General features: G+C 72.7%; 15 protein-coding genes. 3 read left to right on the plus strand and 12 right to left on the minus strand.

Going from position 1 to position 17,149, the window contains the following annotated elements:
• Positions 1–8 precede the first annotated feature (8 nt).
• Together ACTJK8_RS20735 and ACTJK8_RS20740 are read left to right on the plus strand one after the other, a co-directional pair.
• On the plus strand, positions 9–605 hold the full coding sequence (locus tag ACTJK8_RS20735; protein WP_012318810.1) for a DUF1989 domain-containing protein: 597 nt from the start codon (positions 9–11) through the stop codon (positions 603–605).
• Positions 606–827: 222 nt separating this feature from the next.
• On the plus strand, positions 828–2,567 hold the full coding sequence (locus ACTJK8_RS20740) for a methyl-accepting chemotaxis protein (protein WP_029359369.1): 1,740 nt from the start codon (positions 828–830) through the stop codon (positions 2,565–2,567).
• 102 nt (positions 2,568–2,669) lie between these two features.
• Here the strand turns inward: ACTJK8_RS20740 and ACTJK8_RS20745 are convergent, their stop codons facing one another.
• From ACTJK8_RS20745 to ACTJK8_RS20755, 3 genes are all read right to left on the minus strand, one after another.
• Complete coding sequence (locus ACTJK8_RS20745) at positions 2,670–3,923, minus strand: cytochrome P450 (RefSeq protein WP_012318808.1); 1,254 nt, start codon at positions 3,921–3,923, stop codon at positions 2,670–2,672.
• A 134-nt stretch (positions 3,924–4,057) separates the two neighbouring features.
• Entirely contained in the window at positions 4,058–5,329 is a 1,272-nt protein-coding gene (locus ACTJK8_RS20750; protein WP_029361726.1) for an NAD(P)/FAD-dependent oxidoreductase, read from the minus strand.
• Positions 5,329–5,574: a ferredoxin gene (locus ACTJK8_RS20755; protein WP_012318806.1), complete on the minus strand. Its 246-nt coding sequence runs from the start codon at positions 5,572–5,574 to the stop codon at positions 5,329–5,331. The genes ACTJK8_RS20750 and ACTJK8_RS20755 overlap by 1 nt, the downstream gene beginning before the upstream one ends.
• Positions 5,575–5,831: 257 nt before the next feature.
• Between ACTJK8_RS20755 and ACTJK8_RS20760 the strand changes: the two genes are divergently transcribed.
• Positions 5,832–6,443 (plus strand): hypothetical protein, encoded by a 612-nt coding sequence (locus tag ACTJK8_RS20760; protein WP_076727728.1) that lies wholly within the window; start codon positions 5,832–5,834, stop codon positions 6,441–6,443.
• On the opposite strand, the gene ACTJK8_RS20765 is transcribed toward ACTJK8_RS20760, so the two are convergent.
• From ACTJK8_RS20765 to ACTJK8_RS20805, 9 genes are all read right to left on the minus strand, one after another.
• Positions 6,410–8,182, minus strand: a complete 1,773-nt coding sequence (locus ACTJK8_RS20765; protein WP_440762441.1) for a class I adenylate-forming enzyme family protein — start codon at positions 8,180–8,182, stop codon at positions 6,410–6,412. The genes ACTJK8_RS20760 and ACTJK8_RS20765 overlap by 34 nt on opposite strands.
• Positions 8,179–8,949 (minus strand): SDR family NAD(P)-dependent oxidoreductase, encoded by a 771-nt coding sequence (locus tag ACTJK8_RS20770; RefSeq protein WP_440762442.1) that lies wholly within the window; start codon positions 8,947–8,949, stop codon positions 8,179–8,181. Before ACTJK8_RS20770 ends, ACTJK8_RS20765 begins: the two co-directional genes overlap by 4 nt.
• Before the next feature lie 148 nt (positions 8,950–9,097).
• Positions 9,098–9,874: an SDR family NAD(P)-dependent oxidoreductase gene (locus ACTJK8_RS20775; protein ID WP_440762443.1), complete on the minus strand. Its 777-nt coding sequence runs from the start codon at positions 9,872–9,874 to the stop codon at positions 9,098–9,100.
• 2 nt (positions 9,875–9,876) lie between these two features.
• The gene (locus ACTJK8_RS20780) at positions 9,877–10,935 is read right to left on the minus strand and encodes a phosphotransferase family protein (RefSeq protein ID WP_024830342.1); all 1,059 of its coding nucleotides are present in this window, start codon (positions 10,933–10,935) and stop codon (positions 9,877–9,879) included.
• Positions 10,932–12,167 (minus strand): acyl-CoA dehydrogenase family protein, encoded by a 1,236-nt coding sequence (locus tag ACTJK8_RS20785; RefSeq protein WP_440762444.1) that lies wholly within the window; start codon positions 12,165–12,167, stop codon positions 10,932–10,934. Before ACTJK8_RS20785 ends, ACTJK8_RS20780 begins: the two co-directional genes overlap by 4 nt.
• 296 nt (positions 12,168–12,463) lie before the next feature.
• The gene (locus ACTJK8_RS20790) at positions 12,464–13,969 is read right to left on the minus strand and encodes an ATP-binding cassette domain-containing protein (RefSeq protein WP_029361515.1); all 1,506 of its coding nucleotides are present in this window, start codon (positions 13,967–13,969) and stop codon (positions 12,464–12,466) included.
• Positions 13,966–14,886 carry a branched-chain amino acid ABC transporter permease gene (locus ACTJK8_RS20795; RefSeq protein WP_012318798.1) on the minus strand — a complete coding sequence of 307 codons (921 nt, stop codon included), beginning with the start codon at positions 14,884–14,886 and terminating at the stop codon, positions 13,966–13,968. Before ACTJK8_RS20795 ends, ACTJK8_RS20790 begins: the two co-directional genes overlap by 4 nt.
• Positions 14,887–15,143: 257 nt before the next feature.
• Complete coding sequence (locus ACTJK8_RS20800) at positions 15,144–16,019, minus strand: branched-chain amino acid ABC transporter permease (RefSeq protein ID WP_012318797.1); 876 nt, start codon at positions 16,017–16,019, stop codon at positions 15,144–15,146.
• 19 nt (positions 16,020–16,038) lie between these two features.
• The coding region (locus ACTJK8_RS20805) for an ABC transporter substrate-binding protein (RefSeq protein WP_440762445.1) at positions 16,039–17,149 on the minus strand (1,111 nt) is incomplete at its 5' end.

The following is a 17,149-nucleotide window of genomic DNA, read 5'->3' on the forward strand; positions in this document are numbered from 1 at the left end:
AACCCACCATGTGCCAAGACGACGTGCAGACGATCGAGCCGCGCTCCGGCGTCGCCTTCACCCTCGAGCGGGGTCAGCGCCTCACGGTGATCGACCCGTGCGGGGAGCAGGTGGCCGACCTTCTCGCCTTCAACCGCCACGATACGGGGGAGGTGATCTCGTCGGGCCGGACCCTCGACTACGCCAGCCGGATCTACCTGACCACCGGAGACCCGCTCTACTCGAACCGCTCCAACATCCTGCTGCGGATCGTCGAGGACACGGTGGGGCGGCACGATTTCCTGCTGACGCCGTGCTCGTCCGACACGTTCCGCATCATCTACGGCGACACGAACCCGCATCGCGGCTGCTTCGGCAACCTCGCGGCGGCGCTCGCCCCCTACGGCATCGCGCCGGACGCGATCCCGGTGGCGTTCAACTGCTTCATGAACGTGCCGGTCGACGGCGCGACCGGGGCGCTCACCGTGGCGCCGCCCCTCAGCCGGGCAGGGGACCGGATCGTGTTCGTGGCCGAGACCGACCTGATCATCGGGCTCACCGCCTGCTCCGCCCTGCAATCCAACAACGGCAGCTTCAAGCCGATCCACTACAGCGTCAGCGCGTAGCTGCAGGCCGTCAAACGGCCCGGCCCGGCCCCGATACTAATCTGTGTAAACCTCTAGACTGAACCGCATTCGCTGACTTGGCACCGATATTCGCCTCCGAAGTGCCGGCTAACGGCCTCACATCTTTGCGATTTACTAACCCGATTGCACGACGCTGATGCGGTGCAGCGCCGACGGCGAGTCCATGCCGGCCGGCCGAACGCCTCCTCTTCCGGTGCTCGGATGACCCCCACGCAGACCAGCCGCCCGCCCGCCGACCGTGCCGCGCCGTGGCAGGGCCTCGCCGATCTCCGGCTTCGCCACAAGCTCGCGGCCGTGATGGCCCTGGTGCTCCTGGCCATCGGCGCCCTCAGCGCCCTGAGCTTCGTCGACATGCGCGGCTCGGCGCTCGAGGACCGCGCCCTGATGACCAAGCGCCTGACCGAGGTCGCGCAGAGCCTGCTCGTCCACTACGAGGCGCAGGCCCGGACGGGCCAGATGCCCGTCGCCGAGGCGCAGAAGGCCGCGCTCGCGGCGATCACCGCCCTGCGCTTCGGCAGCGAGGACTACTTCTTCGTCCTCGACGCCCAGGGCCACCTGATCGCCAACGCCTTCAACGCCAAGAACGTCGGCAAGCAGGTGCTGGACCAGACCGACGTCCCGGGCGGGAAGCGCTACTTCGCCGAGATGGTCGAGACCGCCAAGCGCGACGGCTCCGGCTTCGTCGACTACATGAAGCCGCGCGCCGGCGGGTCCGTGCCGGTGGAGAAGGTCGCGAGCGTGCAGATGTTCAAGCCGTGGGGCTGGATCGTCGCCACCGGCCTGTACCGCGACGACGTCCACGCGGCCGTGCGCGACCGGGCGATCACCCTCGGGCTCTGGTCGGCCGGCCTCGCCCTGCCGATCCTGGCGCTGCTCCTGCTCGTCGGCAACGGCCTGTCGCGCCCGATCACCCGCCTGACCGCGGCGATGCGCGGCCTCGCGGACGGCGACCTCGCGGTGACGGTCGCCGACCAGCGCCGCGGCGACGAGGTCGGCGCCATGGCGCGCGCCGTCCAGGTGTTCAAGGACGCCCTGATCGCCAAGCGCGCGGCCGACGCGGCCGCCGTGACGGAGAGCGAGGCGAAGATGCGCCGCGCCCAGATGCTGGACGACGTCACCGCCCGGTTCGACGCGCAGGTCAGCGCGCTGACGCAGGGCCTGTCGGCGGCCGCGGTGGAGATGGAGGCCACGGCCCGGGAGATGACGCGCACGGCCGCGCGGACCACCGACCAGTCGGTGCGCGTCGCCGCGACCTCCGAGCAGACCTCCAGCAACGTGCAGACCGTGGCGGCGGCCAGCGAGGAGATGGCCGCCTCGATCAACGAGATCGCGTCCCGCGTCGCCCAGTCCTCCGCGATGGCCGACCGGGCCGGCACGGACGTGGCTCAGACCAACGCGCTGATGCAGGTGCTCTCCCGCGGCACGGACCAGATCAGCGAGGTGATGGGCCTGATCGCCGGGATCGCCGGGCAGACCAACCTGCTGGCCCTCAACGCCACCATCGAGGCCGCGCGCGCCGGCGAGGCGGGCAAGGGTTTCGCCGTGGTGGCGGGCGAGGTGAAGGCGCTGGCCTCGCAGACCGCCCGGGCGACCGAGACCATCGCGACGCAGATCGCGGCCATCCAGAACGAGACGCGGCAGGCGGTGGAGTCGATGCGGACGATCGGGGGCACGATCGAGGAGATGCGCACGGTCGCGCTCAGCGTGGCCGCCGCCATGGAGGAGCAGGGCGCGGCGACGAGCGAGATCGTCCGCAACGTCACGCAGGCGGCGCAGGGCACCCAGGCGGTGAGCACCGACATCGCCGACGTCCGGCAGGCGGCCCGCGAGACCGGCGCGGCCTCCGATCAGGTGCTGAGCGCCGCGCAGGAACTGGCCCGCTACTCGACGAGCCTCGGCCAGGAGGTCGCGACCTTCCTCGCTGCCGTGAAGGCCGCCTGACAGCGGAGCGCCGGGCCGGCCGGGGCGGGCTGAGGCGGCGACCCGGCCGCAGATCGTCCGGCCCCCCGTCTCGGCGGCCGCCCGGCCTCGCGGCCCCTCGGCTCACGCGATCCCGTCGATCGCCACCCGCAGGTGCTCCGGACCGCGCAGGGCGGCGCCCGGCCGGTAGGGCGGCGGGTCCTCGATGAGGCGCGGCGCCTTCAGCCGGCGGGCGAGGGCGGTGAGCGCCGCCTCGGCCTCGAACCGGGCGAGCGGCGCGCCCACGCAGTAGTGCAGGCCGCCGCCGAACCCGAGATGGCGGGTTCCGGCGCGGTCCGGGTCGAACCGGTCGGGATCGGGGAAGACGGCCGCGTCGCGGTTGCCGGAGGCCAGCAGCAGCACGAGATCGGCCCCCTCGGGGACCGTGACCCCCGCGATGTCGATGGGCGACAGGGTCCGCCGCGTCCGGAACTGCACCGGCGGCTCGTAGCGGAGCAGCTCCTCGATCAGCCGCGGGGCCCGGAGCGGATCCTGCCGCAGGCGCTCCAGCTCGTCCGGATGCCGCAGCAGGGTCAGCAGGCCGTTGGTGATCAGGTTCACGGTGGTCTCGTGCCCGGCGACCAGCATCAGGATCGAGGTGGCGATCAGGTCGTAATCGCCCATCTTCACGCCGGCCGGGGTGGCGTGGTTGGCGAGGCCCGACAGCATGTCGTCCTGCGGGTGCCGGCGCTTCTCCTTGATCAGGTCGCCCATGTAGCCGCCGATCGCGTCGAAGGTCCGGCTGTTCGCCGCGCGGATCTCGGGGTCCGACAGGCTGTCGGGCTCCAGCGCGGTGGCGAGCTGGGTCGCCCAGCCGTGGAATTTCGGCTCGTCCTCCCGGGGCACGCCGAACAGCTCGCAGATCACCGTCACGGGCAGCGGGTAGGCGAGGTCGTCGACCGCGTCGATCTCCCGGGCACCGCATTTCTCGTCGAGCAGGTCGGCCACCAGCCGGTCGGAGCGGGCGCGCATCGCCTGGACGCGCTCGCGGGAGAACTGGTGCATCACCGCCGAGCGCAGCGCGTCGTGGTCCGGCGGGTCGCGGAAGATGAAGACCCGGTGCCGGTCCATCATCCAGTCCTTGAGCGGCTTCACGATCAGGTCGGTGAGGGGGTTGCCGGTGCGGGGCCGGTCGGCCGGCGGCAGGGTGTCGGAGCTGACCCGCGGGTCCTGCAGCAGGCGCGCGATGGTGCCGTGGCTCGCCGCCACCCAGGTGCCCGCCTCGGTGCCGTCATCCTGGCGCGAGACGGGATTCTCCCGCAGCTTCGCGTAGACCGGGTAGGGGTTCGGCCGGTTGGCGAAGTCCTTGACCTGATCGAGGAGGGTGGCGTCGGGCATGCGGTCTCCTTCACACATCGACCCGGACGGCGGCCACCGGCCTTCGGGACAGATGCCGCGACAGCAAAGGCTTCGCGCATCGTGGCGGTTCCGCATCCGGGTCCGCGTCGTCCGCGCGACGCGGTCGGGCGGTCCTAGGCGAAGCCCGGCTCGAAGACCGTGACGCCCTTCGGTCGGTCGGTCGCGGCGCCCTCGGGCGGGAACGGCGCGCGGGCCTCGACCAGCTCGGCATGGGCCGGCAGCCAGCGGGCGGAATCCACCGAGACCGCCGCGATGCAGCGCCCCGCGCGGCCGTAGGTGGCGACGAACCGGCCGGCGGCCGCGTCGCCCTGCGTGATCGCCACCGCGTCGGCGCCCTCGGTCAGGCCGACGGACTTCACCACGAGGTCGCCCTGCGTCGACCAGAAGGTCGGCAGGGCGCCGTAGGGCGCCCCGGGCTCCGCGCCGGCGAGGAGCCGGCCGGCATGGACGCCCTGCGCCACCGCGTGGCTCCAGTGCTCCAGGGCGACGCGCCGGCCGTCGTAGAGCGGGTGGGGAAAGCGCGCCACGTCGCCGGCGGCGGCGATGCGCGGGTCGGGCCTGCCGTCGGTATCGAGGACGTGGCCGCGGGCGTCGCAATCGACCCCGCCCGGATCCGCCGACAGGCCGGCCCCGTCGAGCCACTCGGTGTTGCGCACGGCCCCCAGGGCGATGACGGCGATGTCGGCCGCGAGGCTGCTGCCGTCGACGAGATGGGCGCGAACCAGCCGGCCGTCCCGGCCCTCCAGCCACTCGACCTCGCGGCCGCACCGCAGCGCGACGCCGTGGCCCTCGTGGATCGCGCCGATGAACGCCCCGACGGTGCTGCCGAGGACGCGGCCCAGCGGCGTCGGGCCCGGCTCGACCAGGGTGACCGGCAGGTCGAGCTGCCGGCACAGGCTCGCGACCTCGCAGCCGATGAAACCGGCGCCGATCACCAGCACGTGCTTCGGGCCGGCGGCCAGCGCCCGCCGCAGGGCGGCGGCGTCGTCCCGCCCGCGCAGGGTGAAGACGCCGGCGAGGCGGCCCTCGTGCGGATTCGCCCAGGGCCGGGCGCGGGTGCCGGTGGCGATGAGCAGGCGGTCGTAGGGGAGGATCCGCCCGTCCGCGAGGCTGACCGTGCGCGCCTGCCGGTCGAGGCGCTGCGCCGCGCTGCCGAGCTGCCACTCCGCCGCGAGGGCGCCGATTCCCGGCAGGGTCGTGGCCTCCGCCGGGATCGCGCCGGTGAGGACGTGCTTCGAGAGCGGCGGCCTGTCGTAGGGAAAATGGGGCTCATCGCCGACGATCGTCAGAGGGCCGGAGAAGCCCGCTTCGCGCAGGGCCTCGGCCCCGCGCAGCGCCGCGAGGCCGGCGCCCACGATCAGGACACGCCCGGACTCCCACGCCATCAGGCGCCCCGCTCCGGATCCTCGACCCGGATCGCCTGGACCGGGCAGGCGACGCGCGCCCGCTCGATGTCGTCCCGGTCCCGCGCGGCGGGGGCGGGATCGTAGAACAGGGCCTCGTGCCCCTCGATGCGGAAGTGCCGCGGCGCCGCGTAGCAGCACTGGGCGTAGGCCTGGCACAGGTTGAGGTCGACGCTCACCCGAAGGCCGGGTGGGTGACCGGAGGACGCATCGGCGGGGGCGGACATGGCGGAGCAACCGCGCGCGGCGCCGCGGGTTCCGCGGGCCTTCGTCGCGGGCCTCGGTCGCGGGTTCCATCGCTGGTATCGCCGCCGCCGGTCGTCGGACGGCCCGTCCGCGTCCGGCGCCGGCCGTCATCCGTATTAAACGTGTTTCGGCGATCCTGGTGGAAATGCAGCGACGCGATTCCCCTGCGCGGCGGTTCGATCTATTGTTGCGCTGCCCCGCGGATCTGTCCGAAACCCCGCGATGACAGGAGGGCGCCATGCCGCACGGTGCGCGAACGAGCCTCGCCGCCCTCATGCTGGTCCTGGGGATCGGTGGCGCCTCCGCCGAATCCGTCGCCACGACCTGGACGGACCCGCCGGCCCACAAGGCCGCGTCCCCGAAGGCGCCGGCCGCGGACCCGAAGGCGGCCGCACCGGCGCCGTCCGCCTCGACCCAGGCCGCGACCCCCGCCGCCGCGACCGAGACCCGGGCGGCCCCCGCCCGGCGGAAGGCCGTGGCCGCGCGGCGCGCGCCGGAGCGGAAGACCGCCCGCGCGGCGTCGGCGCCCAAGCGGGTCGCCGCCGCGCGCCGCGCCCGCGTCGCCGCCGCGCCGGCCCGGACCGTCCGGGGCGCCCCGCAGGTCGTCGCGGCCGCGCCGCCGCCCCCGGAAGGCTACGCCCGCTACCGGGCCTACAATTACGGGCCGGGCTACGGCTACGGCTACGGCTACGCGCCGGGTTACGCGTCGGGCTACACCGACGACCGCCTCGACCGCCTCAGCAGCGCCCAGGCCGCCGGCTACGTCGTCGTCCACCGCCGGACGGTGCAGTTCCCCGACGGCCGCACCCTGCGGGTCTATCGCCCGGACGACGAGGGCGAGCCGTTCTGACCTGAACCGGCCGCGAACACCGCCCGCAGGGGCGCCCGCAGGATCTTCCCGGCGGGGTTGCGGGGCAGGAGCCCGTCCCAGATCTCGATCCGCACCGGCACCTTGAACGCCGCGAGCCGCTCGGCCGCGAAGGCGCGGATCGCCTCCGGGCCGGTCTCGGCGCCCTCGGCCAGCACCACGATGGCGCCCGGCTCCTCGCCCAGCGTCGGGTGGGGCACCGGCAGCACCACGGCGTCGATCACGTCCGGATGCGCGTAGAGGGCGTTCTCGACCTCGCCGCAGTAGATGTTCTCGCCGCCGCGGATCAGCATGTCCTTGATCCGGTCGACGATGGTCAGGAAGCCCTCTTCGTCGGTGCGGGCGAGGTCGCCGGTGCGCAGCCAGCCCTCGGAGAGCACCTCCGCGGTGGCCGCCGGGTCGTCCCAGTAGCCGCGGACCACGTTGGGGCCCTTCGCGCAGAGCTCGCCGATGCTGCCCGGCGGCAGCGGCTCCCCGAGGGGATCGACGATCCGCACCTCGCAGACCGGCAAAGGCGGGCCGCAGGATTCCGGGTGGGCGAGGTAATCCTCGCCCTGGTGGTGGGTGAAGGTCGCCGAGGTCTCGGTCATGCCCCAGCCGGTGCCCGGGACGACCCGCGGCAGGGCCTCGCCCAGCGCCCGCACGAGGTCGCCGGCCGCTGGAGCGCCGCCGTAGGTGACGCCCTCGAGGGTCGGCAGGGGCCGGCCGGCCTCCCGGGCCGCGGTGGCGAGCTGCCACGCGATGGTCGGGACGCCGCCCGCGCTGGTGCAGCCCTCGGCCTCGATCAGGTCGAGGGCCGCGTTCGCGTCCCAGCGGTGCATCATCACCAGCCGGTGGCCGCCGTAGAGGGCCGCCCCGAGGCTCGCGTGGCAGCCGGTGACGTGGAACAGCGGGATCACCAGCAGCGCCGCCCGCTGCGGCGCGGCCGGGTCGGGCTTCGGCGGCGCCTCGCCCCGGCGCAGGGCGCTGCGCGCCGCCGAGTAGGGGTAGGCCATCACCGTGGTGGCGGCCGCCCGGTGCGTGCCGACCGCGCCCTTGGGCCTGCCGGTCGTGCCCGAGGTGTAGAACAGGGTCGCGTCGTCCTCCGGGTCGAGGGCGATGTCGGGCAGGGGCAGGTCGGGCAGGGCGCCCCAGTCCCGGACTGGCCCGAGGATGTCGGCGAGCGGCGTCGCCCGGGGGTCCGGCGCCGTCCGCGCGGTGAGGACCCGCTCCAGGGCCGGGCATTCGGGCAGGTGCGGGGCGATGCGGTCGAAGCGCTCGCCGTCGGCGATCAGCACCCGCGCGCCCGAATGCTGCAGGCCGTAGGCGAGTTCGGGCCCGGTCCACCACGCGTTGAGCGGCGTCGCGATCGCCCCGGCGAGCAGCGCGCCGAAATAGCTCACCGGCCATTCGGGCAGGTTGCGCTGCGCGATGGCGACCCGGTCGCCCTTGCGCACGCCGGCCTCGACCAGGGCCCGCGCCAGGGCGGTGGCGGCGCGGGCGAAGCCCGTGAAGGTCACCCGCTCGTCGCGGTAGACCACGAAGGTCTTGTCCCCGTGGCCGCGCGCGATCTTGAACAGGTCGCCCAGCGTCGGCGGGGCCTTCTCCCAGATCCGGGTCGGCACGCCCCGGATGGCGATGGTCGTGATGGCGAAGGGCGCACCCGGGGCGGTGAGCCGCGCCTCGGCCTCGCGGAAGGGCAGGGCCGGCCAGCCGGCGGGGATGCGGGGATCGGGGCTCATCGGGCGATGGTCACGCCGCCGTCGATCACGAGCGCCTGGCCGGTCACGAACCGGCCGGCCGCCGAGGCCAGGAACACGGCGGCGCCGGCGATCTCGTCGGGCTCGCCGATCCGGCGCAGGGGGGCGGCGTCCGTGGTGGCGGCCAGCATGGCGGGATCCTCCCACAGGGCGCGGGCGAAATCGGTGCGGATCAGGCCCGGGCACAGGCAGTTCACCCGCACGTTGGCGGGCCCGTACTCCACCGCGTAGTTGCGGGCGAGCTGGAGGTCGGCGGCCTTCGAGACGTTGTAGGCGCCGATCACGGGCGAACCCTTGAGCGCCCCGATCGAGGAGACGATGACGATCGCCCCGTCCCGCCGCGCCACCATGCCGGGGGCGACCATCTGGATCAGCCAGTGGTTCGACAGGACGTTGTTCTCGAGGATCTTTCGGAACTGCGCGTCGGAGATGCCGGCCAGCGGCCCGTAATAGGGATTGCTGGCGGCGTTGCAGACCAGAACGTCGACCGGCCCGAGCCGGCTCTCGGTCTCGGCGACGAGGTGTTCCAGCTCGGCCTTCACCGAGATGCTGGCCGGGATCGCCACGGCCCGGCCGGCGCCGTGGGCGGCCTCGATCTCGGCGACCACCGCCGCGCAGGCCTCGCGCTTGCGCGAGGAGATCACCACGCGGGCGCCGTGCTCGGCCATCCGCAGGGCGATCGCCCGCCCGATGCCCCGGGACGAGCCGGTGATGAGGGCGACCTTGCCGGTCAGGTCGAACAGGGACATGGCGAGACTCTGCGCTGCGTGAAGCGGCGAACGGCTTCCAATCTTGGTTCGCGGATCGTGATGGTCGCGACGCGTCCCCTCTCCCGTGCGGGAGAGCGGACCCGCGCCTCATCCGGCCATCGGTGGGATAGCCCGGAGCCGCCCATCCTCACGCCCCCGCCCGCATCGACCGGCGCAGCCGCGCCATGCCGGCGAGCCAGCGCTCGGGATCCTCGGCCCGGCGGCGGGCGTACTCCGCCACCTGCGGATGCGGCAGGATCAGGAAGCGCCCCGACGCCAGCCCGTCGAGGGCCGCCTCGGCGACGACCTCCGGCGTCAGCACGCCGTCGCGCGACGCGGCGCTGGCTTCCCCCAGCATGGCGGTGTCGACGCCCTGCGGGCACAGGGCGGCGACCCGGATCCCGTCCTCGGCATGGGCGATGGCGATATGCTCCAGGAAGGCGAGCGCCGCGTGCTTGGTGGAACCGTAGGTGGCGCTGCCGATCTGGCTGAGCAGCCCCGCCGCCGAGACCGTGCCGAGGAACGCGCCGCCGCCCCGGGCGCGCCAGAGCGGGACCAGCACCCGCGCCGCGTGGACGTGGCCCATCACGTTCACCGCGAAGGCACGCGCCCAGCTCTCCGGGTCGGCGGAGGTGGCCAGATCCGGATCGGGGTCGCGCTCCAGGAGGCCGGCGTTGGAACAGTACAGCGCGACCGGGCCGATCTCGGCCTCGATGCGCGCCAGGATGGCGGAGACCGCCACCGCATCGCCCACGTCGAGGGCGAAGGCCCGGCCGCCGAGTCCCGCCGCCACCGCCTCCGCCCCGGCCCCGTCCCGGTCGAGGGCCACGACCGTCGCGCCCCGCGCCCGTGCGGCTTCCGCGAGCGCCCGGCCGATGCCCCGGGCGGCCCCCGTGACGGCGACGACGCGGCCAGCGAGGTCCATGCTCACGCCCCCGCCCGCTCGGCGAAGCCCCAGGCCGCGGCGGCGAGTTTCGGCACCCGCGCCGCCATCGCGGCGGCGTGCTCGCTCGCGGCGTTGCCGGCCTTGGCGCGGGCCGCCACGCCCTGGAGGATGCCGACCAAGCGGAACAAGTTGTAGGCGAAGTACCAGTCGAGATCGGGCAGGTCTTTGCGATCCGACGCCCGGCAGTAGAGCGCCACCGCCTCGTCCCGCGTGGGGATGCCGAGCGCCTGGAGGTCGAGCCCGCCCAGCCCGCTGCGCCCGTCCGCCGGCAATGCCCACTGCATCAGCAGGTAGCTGAAATCGGCGAGCGGATCGCCCAGCGTCGACAATTCCCAGTCGAGCACGGCGCTGACACCGCCATCTGGCGAAAAAATCAGGTTGTCGAGGCGGTAATCGCCGTGGACCACGCAGGCGCCCTGCTGCTCCGGCACGGTGCGGGGCAGCCACGCGATCAGGCGCTCGACATCCTCCAGCCGCCCGTCCTCGGCGGCGCGGTACTGGCGGGTCCAGCGGTCGACCTGCCGGGCGAAGTAATTGCCGGGCCGGCCGTAATCGCCGAGCCCCGCCGCCTCCGGGTCGATGGCGTGGAGGCGCGCCAGCGTGGCGATCATGCCCGCGTAGTGGCGGTGGCGGGCGTGGGGATCGAGGCCCGGCAGGGCGCCGTCCCAGTGCACGGCGCCGTCGACCGCCTCCATCACGTAGAAGGCCGCACCGATCACCTCCGGGTCCTCGCACAGCGCGAAGGGGCGCGGCACCGGAAACCCCTCGCCGTAGAGGGCGCCGATCACCCGGAACTCGCGGTCCACGGCATGGGCGGAGGGGAGGAGCGCGCCGAACGGCTTTCGGCGCAGCACGTAGGCCTGACCCGGCGTGTCGAGCCGATAGGTCGGGTTCGACTGGCCGCCGCGGAACTGCTGCACGGTGAGCGGGCCGGCGAAGCCCCGGACGTGCTCGGCCATCCAGGCGGCGAGCTTCGCCTCGTCGATCCGGTGGCGCGGCTCGACCGGCTTCACGCCGGAGAAGATTTCGGCGTCGCTCATGCCCCCTCCCGGGCATTGGTGTAGCGCCCGAATTCCAGCCGGGCGATCGAGCGATTGTGGACCTCGTCGGGCCCGTCGGCGAGCCGCAGGGTGCGGATATGGGCGTACATTTTGGCGAGACCGAAATCCTCCGAGACGCCGGCCCCGCCATGGGCCTGGATGGCGTCGTCGATCACCTTCAGCGCCACCCGCGGCGCCGCGACCTTGATCATGGCGATCTCGAGCTTGGCGCCCTTGTTGCCGACCTTGTCCATCATGTCGGCGGCCTTCAGGCAGAGGAGGCGGGTCATCTCGATGTCAATCCGCGCCTCGGCGACCCGCTGCTCCCAGACCGACTGCTCGCTGATCCGCTTGCCGAAGGCGACCCGGGACACGAGCCGCCGCGCCATGGCCTCCAGCGCCACCTCGGCGGCCCCGACGGTGCGCATGCAGTGGTGGATGCGGCCCGGCCCGAGCCTGCCTTGCGCGATCTCGAAGCCGCGCCCCTCGCCGAGGATGAGGTTCCCGGCCGGGACGCGGACCTTCTCCAGCACCACCTCGCCGTGGCCCTTGGGGGCGTCCTCGTAGCCGAAAACCGGGAGCAGGCGCTCGACGCGCACGCCCGGCGTGTCCATGGGCACGAGGATCTGCGATTGCTGCCGGTGGCGGGGGGCCTCCGGGTCGGTCTTGCCCATCAGGATCGCGATCCTGCAGCGCGGGTCGCCGACGCCGGTCGACCACCACTTGCGGCCGTCGACGACGTAGTGGTCGCCGTCGCGGCGGATCGCTGTCGCGATGTTGGTGGCGTCCGAGGAGGCGACCTCCGGCTCGGTCATCAGGAAGGCCGAGCGGATCTCGCCGGCCATCAGGGGCTTGAGCCACCGGTCTTTCTGGGCCGCGGTGCCGTAGCGGTGCAGCACCTCCATGTTGCCGGTGTCGGGCGCCGCGCAGTTGAACACCTCCGAGGCGATCCCGACCCGGCCCATCTCTTCGGCGCACAGCGCGTAGTCGAGGTTGGTCAGGCCGGCGCCGCGATAGGCGTCGGTGTCGTGCTCGGGGGAGGGCGGCAGGAACAGGTTCCACAGGCCCTCGGCCCGGGCCTTCTCCTTCAGCCGCTCCATGGTGGGCGAGGGTTCGCGGCTCTCCGCGCGCTCGGCCGCCACCGCGGCGGCGGCCGGCAGGATCGCGTCTTCGATGAAGGCGCGGACGCGGGTCAGCCAGTGGGTCTGGGAGGGGGAGAGGGTGAAATCCACGGTGTCCGCTCCCTAGGGTTTCTCTGCCGGGCGAGCGCACCGAGCTTGCATGCGCCGGCTGCCCGCCTTCCCGTTGCCTTCACCCACGGCGCGACGCGCCCCCTCTCCCGTGCGGGAGAGGGTTGGGGTGAGGGACGAGAAGCCACAGGATCGAGCCCGCCCTTGTCGCGCAGTCAGATCGAGCCCTCTCTGGACAGACCTGATCCCTCACCCTGTCCCTCTCCCGCACGGGAGAGGGGACCCGCGCTCCGACCCAAATCGAACCTAGATCTTGATCGACCCGGATCACGCCCCCCTCACAGATAGGCCGATCCCATCTCGCTGGCGAAGCGCTGCGGCGGGCCCTCCCAGACGATCCGCGCCTGTTCCAGCACGTAGACCCGGTCGGCGTGCGGGAGCGCGAAGGTGACGTTCTGCTCGCCGAGCAGCACCGTGATCGGCGTGGTCTGCCGCAGCTTCTCCAAGGCCTTCGACAGCAGCTCCAGGATCACCGGGGCGAGGCCCAGAGTCGGCTCGTCGAGGATCAGGAGGCGGGGCCGCATCATCAGCGCCCGGGCGATGGTCAGCATCTGCTGCTCGCCGCCTGACAGGGTGCGGGCGCTCTGCGTCTCGCGGTCCTTGAGGATCGGGAACAGCTCGTAGAGCCACTCCCGCTGCTTGGCGCTCTCGGCCTTCGGGAAATGCTGGCCGCCGAGGTCGAGGTTCTCGCGCACGCTGAGGTCGCCGAACAGCTCCCGGGTCTCGGGCACCTGGACGATGCCGGCGCGCGCGATGGCGGCGGGCTTCATCCGGGCGAGATCCTGGCCGTCGAACCGGATCGTGCCCCCATGCGGGACGAGGCCCGAGATCGCGTTGAACAGCGTGGTCTTGCCGGCGCCGTTCAGGCCCACCACCGAGACGAACTCGCCCTCGTGGACGTGGATCGAGGCGGAGCGGAGGGCCTGCGCCTTGCCGTAGAGCACGTCGACATTCTCGACGGTCAGTAGCGAGTCGGGCTTGAACGCGGCTTCCGGCCGGGCCGCCGTCTCGATGCTGCCGCCGAGATAGACCCGGCGGACGGTCGGGTCGGCCATGACGGCTTCGGCCGAGCCCTCGGCGATGCGCTCGCCGAGATACATGGCGAAGACCCGGTCCACGAGGGCCGCGACGCTCTTCACGTTGTGGTCGACGAGGAGCACGGCCTTGCCCTCGTCGCGGAAGCCGCGGATCAGCTCCGAGAAGGCCGCGACCTCGCCGCCGGTCAGGCCCGCGAAGGGCTCGTCGACCAGCACCACCCGGGGGTCGCGGGCGATGGCCTTGGCGAGCTCCAGCCGGCGGAGATCCGCGAAGGGCAGGGTGCCGGGCCGCCGGTCGACGACGGCGCCGAGGCCGACGCGCTCGGCGATCTCCTTGGCGCGCCGCGCCACGTGGGGGTCCGCGGCCAGCCGGATCAGGCTGTCGGGCAGGAGCGCGAGGCTGATGTTTTCGAGAACCGTCTGCCGCTGGAGCGGCCGCGCGTGCTGGAACACGAGGCCGATCCCAGAGCGCGCCACCCGGTGGGCCGGCATCCCGCCGATCTCGGCGCCGTCGAGGCGGATCGAGCCGGCGCTCGGCCGCTCCAGCCCCATGATCAGCTTCATCACGGTGGATTTGCCCGAGCCGTTCGGGCCGATCAGGCCCAGGATCTCGCCGGGCCGCAGGTCGAGGTCGATCCCCTTGACGGCGACGAGGCCGCCGTAGCGCTTGGTCAGGCCGCGCACGGTGAGGCAGGGCTCGGCCCGAACGGGGGACACGGCCGGCGGGGGCGCCACGGCGACGGTCATCGGGCGCTCCGGAAGGAGGCGAGGCCGAGCAGCCCCGAGGGCACGAACAGGATCACCAGCAGCGCCACCGCCGAGACCACGAAGGTCGAGAGGCCGCCGAGCGGCCGCAGCAGCTCGCCCGCCGCGATCAGGAACACGGCGCCGAGCGCCGCGCCCACGATGGTGCGGCGGCCGCCGAGCACCGCCGCGATGATCACCTGCACGCCGACCGAGGTGTTGATCAGCGTGCCGACCGAGGCGGTGCCCATGTAGAAGACCACCAGCCCGCCCGCGAGGCCCGAGAAGGCGGCGCTGACCGCGAAGGCCGCGAGCTTGTGCTTGGCGACGTTGAAGCCGAGCGCCCCGGTCACCACCGGGTCCTGGCCGGCGGCCTGGAGGATCAGCCCCGCGGGCGAGCGCGCGATGGCCGTGAGGATCAGGCCGGAGACCGCCATGAAGCCGAGCGCCAGCCAGTAATTGGTGTCGGCGTCGATCGAGATGACGTCCGGCACGGTCAGGCCGATCTCGCCGCCGGTGAGGCCGGAGAACACCACGATCATGTTCTGCAGGAGCAGGACCGCCACCAGGGTGATCAGCCCGAAATAGGGGCCGCGGACCTTCAGCGCCGGCAGCGCCAGGGCGAGGCCGCCGACCACGGCGAGCACGGTCCCGGCCGCGAGGCAGTAGGGGATCGGCAGCTCGTAGCGGTTGTTGAGGATGCCAGCGCCGTAGGCCCCGAGGCCGATCAGGAAGGTCGGGCCGAAATTCACCTCGCCGGCGAAGCCGAAGAGCAGGTCCCAGGCCATCGAGAACACGCCGAAATAGTAGGCGATGGTCAGGAGGCCGAGGATGTAGCCGGAGACCCACCAGGGCAGGGTGGCGGCGGCCAGGACGGCGAGGACCGCGATCCAGAAGCCGGGGGTGGTGAGGAGCTTCATGGATTAGCCAGACCGGGACCGACTGCGAGGGATCCGATTGCCCGAAGCGATGCGGGCACGGCGCGGGTCCCCTCTCCCGTGCGGGAGAGGGTCAGGGTGAGGGATCAGGTCTTGCAGGACGAGGCGCGACCGGAATGCCCGGGGATGGGCTGCTCCATCCGGAGCCTCCTCATCCCTCACCCCAGCCCTCTCCCGCTCGGGAGAGGGGGTGCGTCGCGCTCTGCCGCCGGCGTCGATGCCCCACTCCGATTCCATCATCACCGCCGCCCCAGCAGGCCCTGCGGGCGCAGGTACATGACGGCGACCAGCAGGAGCAGGGCCGGGATCACCCGGTAGGCCGGCGAGATCAGGTAGGCGGTGGCGGTCTCCAGATACCCCACCACGTAGGCGGCGATCAGCGAGCCGGTGACGCTCCCCAGGCCGCCCAGCACCACGATCGAGAAGGCGCTCGCGGTGAGCGGCCCCACCGAGTACGAGGACACCCCCAGGAACATCCCGAGCAGCACCCCGGCGGTGCCGGCGAGCAGGCCGTAGATCGCCCAGACCGCCACGTAGATCTTGCCCATGTCGTGGCCGAGCAGCGTGACGCCCCGCGGGTTCATGGAGGCGGCGAGCAGGACCTTGCCGGCCCGCGCCCGGTTCACGAACAGCCAGAGGAGGCCGATCACGATCCAGCAGACCACCGCGGTGAAGACCTGGTTCCTCGGCGTCCGCACGCCCGCGATCTCGAAGACGCCCTCGACGATCGGCAGCACGGTCTTCGGGTTGTCGGTGAAGAAGTAGGCCACCAGCTCCTGGATCATGATCCCCCAGAGCAGCGTGCCGGTGAGCACGAAGATCTCCTTCTCCTCCCGCGGGATCGCCCGGCTGCGCTCGATCGGCGCGACCACCGCGAAGTAGGTGACCAGCGCGCCCGCGAGCCCGCACAGGATGCCGATCGCCGCGCCCGCGTAGGAGCCGAGCCCGAACAGCGCCGAGGCCGCCCAGGCCGCCACCGCAGCCATGACCATCAGGGCGCCGTGGGTCAGGTTGAGGACGCCCGAGACCCCGAAGATCAGGGTGAAGCCCATCGCGCCGAGCGCGTAGAGGGCCGAGATCGCGAAACCGTCGACGAGGATCTGGAGGCCGATCACCGCGCTCTCCCCGCTCGACCTACTGGACCGCCGGCTTGACCGCGGGGGGCAGGATCATGGTCCCGTTGGCGGTCGCGGCCGGCCAGATCGCCACCTGCTTGCCGTTCTGCCACTGCCCGAGGACGCTGGTCATCAGGCCCGGCCCGTACTGGATCGAGTGGGTGAACGGGTCGTCCTTGCCGTAGAACTTCAGGCGCCCGACGGTGCCGACGTAGTCGGTCTTCTCCAGGGCCTCGACCAGCTTGTCGGCCTCGGTCGAGCCCGCCCGCTTGATCGCCTCCGCCGCGTAGTGCGTGGCGTCGTACGCCATGTAGCCCGCGTAGGACGGCGCGCCGCCGAAGCGCTTGGTGAAGGCCTCGGCGAACGGGATCGTCTTCTCGGTCAGCGCCACGCCCGGCACCGCCACGCTGTCGAACAGCACGCCCTGGGTGCCGCCGTTGGTGTTGGCCCAGAAGGTCGAGGAGGTCGCCTGGCCGCTGATGCCCGTCATGGCGATCGGGACCTGCTGGTTCTGCCACTGCACGGTCGGCTGCACGCCGACATGGGCGATGCCGGTGACGATCAGGTCGGGCTTGGCCGCCTCGATCTTGTTGTAGATCGGCGTGAAGTCGCCCGTGTCCGGCGAGAAGCGGATGTGATCGACCACCTTCACGCCGATCTCCGGCAGGCACTTCTCGTAGCCGACGTCGAGCGGCCGGGTCCAGGCGGCGTCCTCGCTCATGATCGCGGCGGTCTTCACCTTCATCAGGTCGATCAGCAAGTCCTTGGTCGAGTCGCAGATCGACTGGGCCAGGGCCGCCGAGGTCAGGTAGCCGTGGAAGGTGTACTTGTTGCGGGCGTAGTCCTTGTGGACCGCGAGACTGATCTCGTTCGAGGCCGCGCCCGGCGTGATCATCGGCGTCTTGAGCCGGGCCGCCCAGGGCATCAGCGCCAGCACGACCTCCGAGATGTAGCTGGCGATGACGAGGTTGACCTTGTCCTCGGAGACCGCCCGCTGGAAGGCGCGGACCGCGTCGGAGGCGGAGGACTTGTCGTCGTAGGTGACGACCTGGATCTGGCGGCCGTCGACGCCGCCCTGGGCGTTGATCTCGTCGGCGGCGAGCTGGACGGCCTGCGGGATCGAGGCCCCG

The organism is Methylobacterium sp. 22177 (genome assembly GCF_052045615.1).
In the GTDB taxonomy this organism is placed as follows: domain Bacteria; phylum Pseudomonadota; class Alphaproteobacteria; order Rhizobiales; family Beijerinckiaceae; genus Methylobacterium; species Methylobacterium radiotolerans.

Bases quoted from the DNA above. Each gene is read 5' to 3' on its own strand.
- ACTJK8_RS20745 (WP_012318808.1), bottom strand. From the start codon at position 3,923: ATGCCCGACGCCACCCTCCTCGATCAGGTCAAGGACTTCGCCAACCGG.
- ACTJK8_RS20775 (WP_440762443.1), bottom strand. From the start codon at position 9,874: ATGGACCTCGCTGGCCGCGTCGTCGCCGTCACGGGGGCCGCCCGGGGC.
- ACTJK8_RS20790 (WP_029361515.1), bottom strand. From the start codon at position 13,969: ATGACCGTCGCCGTGGCGCCCCCGCCGGCCGTGTCCCCCGTTCGGGCC.
- ACTJK8_RS20735 (WP_012318810.1), top strand. From the start codon at position 9: ATGTGCCAAGACGACGTGCAGACGATCGAGCCGCGCTCCGGCGTCGCC.
- ACTJK8_RS20780 (WP_024830342.1), bottom strand. From the start codon at position 10,935: ATGAGCGACGCCGAAATCTTCTCCGGCGTGAAGCCGGTCGAGCCGCGC.
- ACTJK8_RS20750 (WP_029361726.1), bottom strand. From the start codon at position 5,329: ATGGCGTGGGAGTCCGGGCGTGTCCTGATCGTGGGCGCCGGCCTCGCG.
- ACTJK8_RS20740 (WP_029359369.1), top strand. From the start codon at position 828: ATGACCCCCACGCAGACCAGCCGCCCGCCCGCCGACCGTGCCGCGCCG.
- ACTJK8_RS20760 (WP_076727728.1), top strand. From the start codon at position 5,832: ATGCCGCACGGTGCGCGAACGAGCCTCGCCGCCCTCATGCTGGTCCTG.
- ACTJK8_RS20770 (WP_440762442.1), bottom strand. From the start codon at position 8,949: ATGTCCCTGTTCGACCTGACCGGCAAGGTCGCCCTCATCACCGGCTCG.
- ACTJK8_RS20755 (WP_012318806.1), bottom strand. From the start codon at position 5,574: ATGTCCGCCCCCGCCGATGCGTCCTCCGGTCACCCACCCGGCCTTCGG.
- ACTJK8_RS20795 (WP_012318798.1), bottom strand. From the start codon at position 14,886: ATGAAGCTCCTCACCACCCCCGGCTTCTGGATCGCGGTCCTCGCCGTC.
- ACTJK8_RS20765 (WP_440762441.1), bottom strand. From the start codon at position 8,182: ATGAGCCCCGATCCCCGCATCCCCGCCGGCTGGCCGGCCCTGCCCTTC.